At 43.2% G+C, this 9,907-nt stretch carries 7 protein-coding genes; all 7 read left to right on the top strand.

Annotation, left to right across the window (positions count from 1 at the left end):
* The first annotated feature begins 31 nt into the window (after positions 1-31).
* On the top strand, positions 32-2,059 hold the full coding sequence (ggt, locus tag VK097_RS13605; RefSeq protein WP_324212341.1) for a gamma-glutamyltransferase: 2,028 nt from the start codon (positions 32-34) through the stop codon (positions 2,057-2,059).
* Positions 2,060-2,180: 121 nt separating this feature from the next.
* Positions 2,181-3,587 (top strand): FIMAH domain-containing protein, encoded by a 1,407-nt coding sequence (locus tag VK097_RS13610; protein ID WP_324212342.1) that lies wholly within the window; start codon positions 2,181-2,183, stop codon positions 3,585-3,587.
* 512 nt (positions 3,588-4,099) lie between these two features.
* Positions 4,100-4,810 carry an N-acetylmannosamine-6-phosphate 2-epimerase gene (locus VK097_RS13615; RefSeq protein WP_324212343.1) on the top strand — a complete coding sequence of 237 codons (711 nt, stop codon included), beginning with the start codon at positions 4,100-4,102 and terminating at the stop codon, positions 4,808-4,810.
* Positions 4,807-5,673 carry an N-acetylneuraminate lyase gene (locus VK097_RS13620; protein WP_324212344.1) on the top strand — a complete coding sequence of 289 codons (867 nt, stop codon included), beginning with the start codon at positions 4,807-4,809 and terminating at the stop codon, positions 5,671-5,673. Before VK097_RS13615 ends, VK097_RS13620 begins: the two co-directional genes overlap by 4 nt.
* A gap of 264 nt (positions 5,674-5,937) precedes the next feature.
* On the top strand, positions 5,938-7,467 hold the full coding sequence (locus tag VK097_RS13625) for a sodium:solute symporter family protein (protein ID WP_324212345.1): 1,530 nt from the start codon (positions 5,938-5,940) through the stop codon (positions 7,465-7,467).
* 18 nt (positions 7,468-7,485) lie between these two features.
* The gene (locus VK097_RS13630) at positions 7,486-9,168 is read left to right on the top strand and encodes an FAD-binding protein (protein ID WP_324212346.1); all 1,683 of its coding nucleotides are present in this window, start codon (positions 7,486-7,488) and stop codon (positions 9,166-9,168) included.
* A 78-nt stretch (positions 9,169-9,246) separates the two neighbouring features.
* On the top strand, positions 9,247-9,907 hold a 661-nt coding region (locus tag VK097_RS13635; protein WP_324212347.1), incomplete at its 3' end, for an ROK family protein.

The following is a 9,907-nucleotide window of genomic DNA, read 5'->3' on the forward strand; positions in this document are numbered from 1 at the left end:
CACTTTTAGTATTAACAAGGAAAGGGGTCTTATGGTGAAGAGTAAAAAATTTGCATGGCTGTCAATCTTCATGTCGCTGTTGCTCGTGTTCCATGTATTCCTGCCGTCCGCAACTGCCAGTGCACAGGGCATAAAGGATGAACAAACAGCAGAAGGCGACTACGGCATGGTTGTGACCGCACATCCATTGGCTTCTGAGGTTGGTGCGGATGTGTTGAAAAATGGCGGGAATGCCATTGATGCTGCTGTCGCGATTCAGTTTGCTCTGAATGTTAATGAGCCGATGATGTCCGGTATCGGCGGTGGCGGCTTTTTAATGTATTATGACGCTGATGCTGAAGATGTGTCGGTCATTAACAGCAGGGAGCGTGCCCCGTCCAGTGCAGCACCGGATATGTTTCTGGGTGAAGATGGTGAACCCATGCCTTTTGAAAAACGAGTTCGCAGCGGAAAGTCAGTTGGGGTGCCAGGAACGCTGAAAGGGCTTGAAAAGGCGCTCGATCAATGGGGCACTCGCTCAATGGCTGAACTGCTGGAGCCTTCCATTGAAATGGCTGAGGAAGGCGTCGAAGTGAATTGGGTGCTTGCCAACGCCATCGAGAGTAATGAGGAAAAACTGTCCAACACAGCGGCAAAAGAAGTCTTCCTGCCTGATGGTAAACCGCTGGAAGAAGGCGAAATGCTTGTGCAGGAGGATTTGGCTAAAACGTTCAGGCTGATTGCCGAACATGGTACAGACGTATTTTACAATGGCGAAATTGGCGAAGCACTTGCTGAAGAAGTCGGGAAGCGTGACAGCAGCATGACATCGGCTGATCTCAGCAATTATGATGTCACCCATGAGGAACCGGTATGGGGTGAATACAAGGGATACGATATTGCCTCCATGGCCCCGCCAAGTTCAGGCGGTCTGACATTGCAGCAAATGCTGGATATGTTTGAAGAGATGAACCTGACACAACATGGCGTCAAATCAGCCGAAAAGTATCATCTTATGGCCGAAGTGATGCACCTTGCCTATGCCGACAGGGGTGCTTATATGGGCGACCCTGAATTTGTGGATGTGCCTGCTGAAGGATTGCTTCACCCTGATTACATTGAAGAAAGGGTTGACACAATCGATCCAAATCAGGCTAACGACAACGTTCAGCCAGGGAACCCATGGGAATACCAGGAAGGTGAGCCTTCTGAAATAAGTGAAAAAGTCGGTGACAAAACAAATGGCCAGACGACACACTTTACTGTTGCCGATAGCGAAGGCAACCTTGTATCCTATACAACAACAATTGAACAAGTATTCGGATCGGGCATCATGGTGCCGGGTTACGGCATTATGCTGAATAATGAACTGACGGATTTTGACGCTGTACCAGGCGGGGCAAATCAAGTTGAGCCAAACAAACGGCCTTTAAGCAGTATGACGCCGGCGATTGTTTTAGAAGACGGTGAACCGTTCATGACCGTCGGCTCACCGGGCGGCACAACCATCATTACGTCAGTATTGCAAACCATTGTTAATGTGATTGGCTATGATATGGAACTTAAAGCTGCCATTGAAGAGCCGAAAATTTTCAGCAGTTCTTACCCAAGTATTAGTTGGGAGACAGGCATTCCGTCAGATGTCCGGGAGCAGCTGGCATCAATGGGGCATGAATGGGAATCTGAACCAGGTGAAATCGGAAACGTCAACAGCTTAATGATTGATTCCGAAAGAGGGACGTACTTTGGCGCTGCCGACTCCACCAGAGAAGGGAAAGCAATCGGTATTTCGGCAGATGATTTGCCGCCGGAAAAGTTGACGGTTGCGTATCTGCAATATCTTGTTGAAGAGTTGGCAGATGACGGCGAATTCAACGATGAAACTGCCATTCGGCAAGCTGAAATTCATTTAGAGGCGCTTGCGCATTATGAGAGTACAGGAACCATGGACAAAGCGGCTAAACATTTGAATGGATTTAAGTCGCTGCTTGGCCATCAGATCGATAACGATTTGATTTCAGAGGACGGTTATGAGGAACTGAAGGAAGCATCTAATAATCTGCTGGATGAATGGAAGTAGTTTGTAAGGTTGATGGATTCCATATTGATAGTGAACCAAAACACTGAAAACATTATGGGATCTATCAATTATATGAATAGAAGTATGTGCTCAGTAGAATTCAGATCATAAGGAGGCTATTATGAAAAAGAATTTTTGGATTAAGGTGCTGCCTTTTTTGGCGACTTTATTGATGTTGCTGACCATAAGCCCGCTTACTGGTCTGGCAAGTCAAGATAAGGGAAACACGGATGAAAATTTTATGACCTATGAGGAATTGGTTGAAAATCTAAACAAAATTGAGACAGAAAGTTCAGGCAAGGTCGAAGTAGACGTCATAGGTCATTCACGTGAGGATCGTGAAGTTTATTCTGCCCGTGTAGGAACAGGAGATAAAGTGTTACTGATTAATGGGAACATACACGGTAACGAAAAGAGCGGACCTGAGGCATTGATACAGATGTTAAGGACGCTTGGAACTAGTGAGAGCGCTTTAGCCCAAGAAGTGCGAGAAGGAGTTACGATTGTAGCGGTCCCGCGGCTTAACGTTGACGGTGCTGAGATAACGCAACGGCAAAATAACTTTCCTTGGGATGACGTTGTTGCAACTTATCCAAATCTCGAAGGAGCTGAACCCGCTTGGTATTATAGTGAATCGAACGGCGGCTTTGACATAAATCGGGATTTTAACCCGGATTTAAGCTACGAACCAGTTCTGAAAGACCTGCCCGGAACAGGTGCTGAACCAGGGTTTTTCCTGACAAATGAGTCACGCATGCTCAGAGACTTGTATCTGGATCTGCAGGCTGAGTTCGGTAAGGTGGAAGCCTTTGTAGACCTTCATCACATGGGCACCCCTGAACTTAATAAAACTGGTGAGGATGTTACGGTCGCAATAGACTACCCGCCGCTTGGACCAGAAGACAGCTCGAAGTATGATGAGTGGTCAAAATTGGATCAAGACGAGTCCCGGCGTTATGCACTGGCTGCTGCACTCGGTGTGAAAGAATTCTCGGATGATGAAGAGCCCGGTGTGGCCCGTTATTATCACCCGGAGGAGCGGGATTTACCTGGTCAGGCCAGGTCTTCATTTGCTTTGAATGGAACAGCAACCGTCCTGTTCGAAATGCCTGGTCAACAACCTGAATATGGTTATGATCAGGAATTGATAGACCGTGTGAAGAATGGTCTTTGGGGTGTTGCGAGTAGTATGGCAGATAATTCGATAGACACTCTTAACGGAGACGACTTCTTGAACCTGCCGAAGTATTGGACTTCAAATGTATCTGATATGAAAACGCTGGTTGAGCGCTTTGCAGACGAAGGAGAGTTCGAAAGTGATGATACCGCCCGATCCTTAATGGTGCATTTAACCGCTATAAGTCGTTACGCGGAAAAAGAAGAAGTCAACAAAGTAGTTAAACACATTAAAGGCTTCAAATCGTTACTTGATTATCAGAAGGAAGAAGAATTGATTTCAGAAAAGGCGTATGAACGACTTGCAGATGATGCTGATTATTTAATTGGAAAGTGGGAGACATCCAAATAATTAAGAGTTTCCTTGTTGGCGTTTGTTATTAATCCCGATATTAAAAGTGGAGCACAAATAAAGGGATAGTCCTGTCTCATGCCACGTTCTACTATATTTCAATTTAAGCCGGAGGAGCTCACACTTCATAAATTGTATGGCGAAAATATCGGCGGCAGTGTAATGTGGATGTCCGTCCTGGTTATATAAAATGGAAAACAGATGTCGAATTGTAGAAAGTCGTTATTTCCCGGGCAATAATTTTGTCGGTAATTGTTACACTTTGCAAGAAATAATGGAAAAACACTCTAATTGCCTATTAAATTGACAACCAATAGCTCTAATAAAAAAGCTTTGATCCTTGGAATGAGGATCGAAGCTTTTTTTACCCCAAAGCAGGTGAAAGGTATCAGATGTATTGATTAATTATAATCAATATTATATATAATATTGACAACTAACTTTCATATTGATATATTACAATCAATGAAATCGTTTTACAAAAGCTACAGGAATCAGTAAGGGGATTATTAATGAACATACTGGAAAAACTCAGGCAGAAATTGATTGTGTCATGTCAGGCGCTCGAGGATGAGCCGCTTCACAGTCCTTATATTATGTCGAAAATGGCTTTGGCCGCGAAACAGGGTGGTGCATCCGGGATTCGGGCCAATACCGTACAGGACATCCAGGCGATCAAAAAAGAAGTGGATCTGCCAATCATTGGCATCATAAAAAAGGATTTTGCCAACAGCGGCGTTTTCATTACACCGACTGTTCATGAAATTGATGAACTTTATCGGGAAGGTTTGGACATCATAGCGTTCGATGCCACTGGACGGGACAGACCCGATGGCAAAAGCCTCAAGCAGTTCTTTTCTGAAATCAAGGCAAAGTATCCGGACCAACTGTTTATGGCGGATATTTCCACATTGGAGGAGGGGATTCATGCTGAAAAAGCGGGTGTTGATATCGTAGCTCCGACGCTGGCGGGATATACGACCTATTCAAAAGATACAGTGCCTATGAATTTGGTAACCGAACTTATCGAGCATTTATCGGTTCCGGTGATTGCAGAAGGTAATTTCGATTCGCCGGAAAAAGTGAAAAAGGCGCTGCAACTCGGTGCTCATGCCGTCGTCGTTGGCAGTGCCATCACACGTCCGCAGATTATCACGGAGAAATTTAATCAGGCTGTACTGGATTTTGACGACAATTCAACAGAGAGAAGGGTGATAGAATGAAAGGTTTATATACAGCACTAATGTGTTCGTTTGATGAGAAAGGCAATGTGAATGAAAGAGGTTTGCGGGAGATTGTGCGGTACAATATTGATGTCCAGCAGGTCGATGGTCTGTATGTGAACGGCAGCACGGGCGAAAACTTCCTCATTTCCAAAGACCAGAAGAAACAGATTTTTGATGTCGTTAAAAATGAAGCAGGCGATAATGTGAAGCTTATCGCACAAGTGGGAGCCCTGAATCTGGATGAGGCTGTGGAACTGGCAAAATATGCAACGGAACTGGGCTACAATGCCATTTCTGCCGTGACACCGTTTTACTACAAGTTTGACTTTGACGAAATAAAAGATTACTACAATACGATTATTGATAGTGTTGATAACGACTTGATCATTTACTCCATTCCAGCTTTGACAGGCGTTAATATGAACCTGGAGCAGTTTGGTGAGCTGTTTGAAAATGAAAAGGTAATTGGTGTGAAATTCACCGCACCCGATTTCTTCTTATTGGAGCGCATCAGACATGCGTATCCGGATAAGTTAATTTTCTCAGGATTTGACGAGATGCTATTGTCTGCGAGTGTGTTAAATGTCGATGGAGCGATTGGCAGCACATTTAATGTAAACGGCCAGCGAGCCAGGCGAATTTTTGAACTTGCACAGAAAGGCCAGATTGACGAAGCACGTGAAGTGCAAAAAGTAACAAATGACCTGATTGCTGACATTTTAGACAATGGCCTGTATCCAACAATCAAGGAGATTTTGAAGTATAAAGGCGTTGATGCGGGTGTTTGTCGCAAGCCGATGAAATCACTTGACCAAGAGGGAGTAACAAGGGCTAAAGAGATTGCTGTAAAGCACTTGTGATTTTTATCCCGCTCTCAACAGGCAGCACAGCCCATTTGAATAATCGTTGGTGAGCTGCCTGTATAAATCTTCAGCGTATATTTAGTGGGAAAAGTGTCTCACTGAAAGATGTCTCACTTTTTGATAAAATGATTTTTATAAGTCAATATTTAAATTTGATTGACAATAAACTTTCATGATGTTATCTTTTATTCAAACATTGAAAACGCTTAAGAGTGCAACTTAGATAGGTTGCTAAGGTCACTAAATGGGAGGGAGAATTGTATGACAGGTAATTTTGCGATTATTGATTATATTATCCTGATTGGCTATTTATTGTTTATACTCTATATTGGCATGGCCGTTGCCAAGAAGGGTATGAAAGGCAAAGAATTTTTTAAGGGTGACGGGAAAATCCCATGGTGGGTGACATCCGTCAGTTTGTTTGCAACGCTGTTAAGCCCGATCTCGTTCTTATCACTTGCCGGAAATTCCTATTCGGATTCATGGCAATTATGGGTGGCTCAATTAGGACTGTTCATTTCAGTTCCCGTAGCCATTATCTTTTTCCTGCCGGTTTACCGGAATTTGAATCTGGACACGGCATATGAGTATTTGGAGCGGCGGTTCGATAAAAAGATGCGGCTCTTGGCGAGTGTCCTGTTTATCGTTTATCAAATCGGTAGAATGTCCATTATTATGTATTTGCCTTCAATCGCCCTGTCGGCGGTGACGGGAATCAATGCCGTACTCATCATTCTGTTTATGGGTGTCATCGCAACGATTTATTCATCCGTCGGTGGTATCAAATCCGTACTTTGGACTGATTTTATTCAGGGTGTTGTATTGATCGGCGGCGGTATATTCGCACTCATCGTTCTCATCTTTTCAATTGAAGGCGGTGTGCCTGAGATATTCAACACAGGTCTTGAGAATAATAAATTTTTCAGTGAAGAAGTATTTTTTGATCCAAACCTTGTGAATGACAGTCTGTTCATTATCTTTTTAGGTGCCGGGTTGTCGACTGCGTTTTCGTATATCTCAAGTCAGGATATGGTGCAACGGTATTTGACCACGACCGACTTGAAACAGATGAATAAAATGACGATTGGAAACGGGGTGCTCTCACTCGGTACGGCAACGTTGTTCTTCTTTATTGGAACAGCTCTGTACGTTTTCTACACTCAGCAAATGGGCAGTGATATCCCAAGCGGGAATTCCGACTTGATTTTTGCGAACTTTATTGTAAGCGAGCTTCCTGCTGGAATATCCGGTTTATTGATTGCCGGATTGTTTGCAGCAGGTCAATCAACACTGTCAACAGGACTAAACAGTGTGGCAACAAGCTGGACGCTTGATATTCAAAAAATCATAAAACCCGATTTAAGTGATGAAAGTAGTACGCGGATTGCAAAATTTGTATCACTTGTCGTCGGTATATTCTCGATTATCTTTGCGGTCGTCCTTGCTTATTCCGAAATCAGCTCCGCTTATGAATGGTTCAATGGGTTGATGGGACTTGTTCTCGGTATTGTCGGAGGTACATTTACACTTGGCGTAATGACGCGAAAAGCCAATTCCAATGGAGCGCTCCTAGGATTTCTGGTCACATCGATTATCGCTATTTACGTGTCCTATTTCACAGACATTTCACTGTGGGCATACTCCATCATCAATTTGGTGAACTCACTCGTATTCGGTTATGTATTCAGTCTGTTGTTTAGCGGCAAAAGCAAAGCAGAAGACGAGAGCCGTGAATTGACTTTCTATGATCGAAAATTAAATCACGCTCAAGACGATTATTACGCGCAATAAGGTTGATTAGGTGGGATTGTGTTGGAAATCAGCAGAAGAATCACAACTGAAGTCCTGGTAGTTGGAAGCGGTCTTTCGGGGATTAAAGCAACGAAAGAATTAGCAAGCATGAATCGTGATGTTTTAATGGTAACGAAGACGAAGCTGGCTTCTGGCTCCAGCTTCTATCCCTTAAAGGCTTCTTTGGGTACGCAGGTAACGAAGAATGAAGATGACAAACATGTTTTCTTAGAAGATATAGAAGACCTGAGCCGTGGAATGCATAGCCAGGATCTTGCTGAAGTCTATGTGAACGATATTCCTGAACAGGTGAAGGAATACAAAGATATAGGCGTTCAGGCGAAAAAGCTGCAAGGAGAGAGGAAAGCCTGCTTTGCCAATCATTCCCGGGATATTTATCTATTGAGTGACTGGGATCAGATTAGGGAAAATGTTAAGGAAATATTTAATCAATACGACAATTTAGATGTGATGCAGAAAACGGTTGTTGTTACCTTAATAAAAAAAGAGAATCAAATCGCAGGGGCAATTCTCCTGGATAACAACAATGAATTTGTGCTTGTGGAATGCCAGGCAGTAATATTGGCATCAGGCGGTTTCGGCAGTATCTATAAGCATAACCTGAATCCTGCTGATGTGGATGGTTCCGGGCATATGCTAGCACTTGAAGCTGGCGCAAATTTAGTTAATATGGAGTTTATCCAATTTATTCCCGGTATCACGTCACCACGATATAAAACACTTTTTGGCGAGCATACGTTGATGTATTGTCGGGATATAATTGATAACCATGGGGAAAGTTTACTTTCACCTTATCTTCCGGAAAACATTTCAAAAAAAGAATGTCTGGAAATCAGAAGTACACATGGCCCCTTTACACATTCACTTGAATCCAAGTATTTTGATATTGCCATGATGGAAAACATTATCAAAACAAAGAACGAAAATGGATTTACCTTGCTGTACGAAGATGAACTTTATGATAATGAGGAAGAATTTTATAGGGTTTATCTGGATTGGCTAAAAGACAAAAATGTTCATTTAACAGAACAGGAAGTAAAGATTGCTCCGTTTGCTCATGCCAGCAATGGTGGTGTGTTTATTGATGAAAATGGAAGGACAGGTATTGCCGGACTTTATGCCATCGGAGAGCTTTCTTCCAACATAGAAGGTGCTAATCGTCTTGGCGGTAATTCCACTGGTGCTTGTATGGTATTTGGGAAAAGATCAGCTCTTGATTGTGACCAGTATTTGCAATCGGCTGATGTTTATAAATTAAGTGAAGCAGATGGACAGGCACACTTAGAACAATTGGCTAAATCTATTAATTCAGGATCAGCAGCAGAAAATAATGTTACCGCAAATAAGATGATTGATCAGATTAAAGAAATTATGTGGTATCATGGGAATGTCGTCCGCTCAGGAGAACGGCTGGCAGAAGCATTGGATCAAATAAACGACCTTGAATCAGGATTCATGTTTGCGGAGCTTCTTGAACACAAACAATCAAGAAAACTCGCAATCAAGGGAAGGAATTTTATAAAGATGTCCCGGATTCTGCTTCGATCAATGCAGGAAAGGAAGGAAAGCCGGGGAGCTCATTACAGGGAGGATTATCCAATAGAGGATTCATCATATGACAAGCGGTTATTTATTTCTAAAAGGAATGAAACAACATCATATAACTTTTTAAATAAATGAAAAAGTCTTGATAATTGATATTAAAGGGAAAAACCTGAGGTCTTGGTTTTTCTCTTTTTATAGCAAAGGAGACACGTTATGTTAATTGCTGTTTTTGATATCGGTGGAACGTCTGTAAAATATGGTATAGTTGATGAAAAAGGGACCATTTTATTGGATGATTCCGTTGCTTCAGAGGCGCATCTTGGCGGAGAGGCGATCATTCAAAACGTCATTGCCAAGAGCAGGGAACTGCAGCATGAATGGGATATAGAAGGGATCGCCATCAGTTCCGCGGGGCAGATTGACAACAAAGCGGGCGCGGTTGTTCATGCTACCTACAATATCCCTGGATACACAGGCGTCCAGATTAAAAAAACAATACAGGATGCTACCGGGTTAAACGTATCAGCGGAAAATGATGTGAACTGTACGGCGTTGGGAGAACATTGGAAAGGTGTGGCAATCGGCGCAGACAATTTTCTCTGCATCACAATCGGCACCGGTATTGGCGGAGCCCTGTTTACAGATGGCAAATTATATACCGGATCGCGTTTTTCGGCAGGCGAAATCGGCCACATCAATTTATACCCCGGCGGAAAGGCATGCACGTGCGGTGATAACGGCTGTCTGGAACAATACGCTTCAAGCTCTGCGCTTCAGGAGATGATATTTGATAGGTTTGGGGTTAAAATGGAATTAAAAGATTTCTTTGATAGATTGCGCACCGGCGATGAAGAAAGCATGGCGTTATATAACC

The sequence above is a fragment of the Lentibacillus sp. genome (assembly GCF_035301675.1).
In the GTDB taxonomy this organism is placed as follows: Bacteria; Bacillota; Bacilli; order Bacillales; family Amphibacillaceae; genus Lentibacillus.

Coding starts and splice junctions, on each gene's coding strand:
- ggt (WP_324212341.1), top strand. CDS start 32: ATGGTGAAGAGTAAAAAATTTGCATGGCTGTCAATCTTCATGTCGCTG.
- VK097_RS13610 (WP_324212342.1), top strand. CDS start 2,181: ATGAAAAAGAATTTTTGGATTAAGGTGCTGCCTTTTTTGGCGACTTTA.
- VK097_RS13615 (WP_324212343.1), top strand. CDS start 4,100: ATGAACATACTGGAAAAACTCAGGCAGAAATTGATTGTGTCATGTCAG.
- VK097_RS13620 (WP_324212344.1), top strand. CDS start 4,807: ATGAAAGGTTTATATACAGCACTAATGTGTTCGTTTGATGAGAAAGGC.
- VK097_RS13625 (WP_324212345.1), top strand. CDS start 5,938: ATGACAGGTAATTTTGCGATTATTGATTATATTATCCTGATTGGCTAT.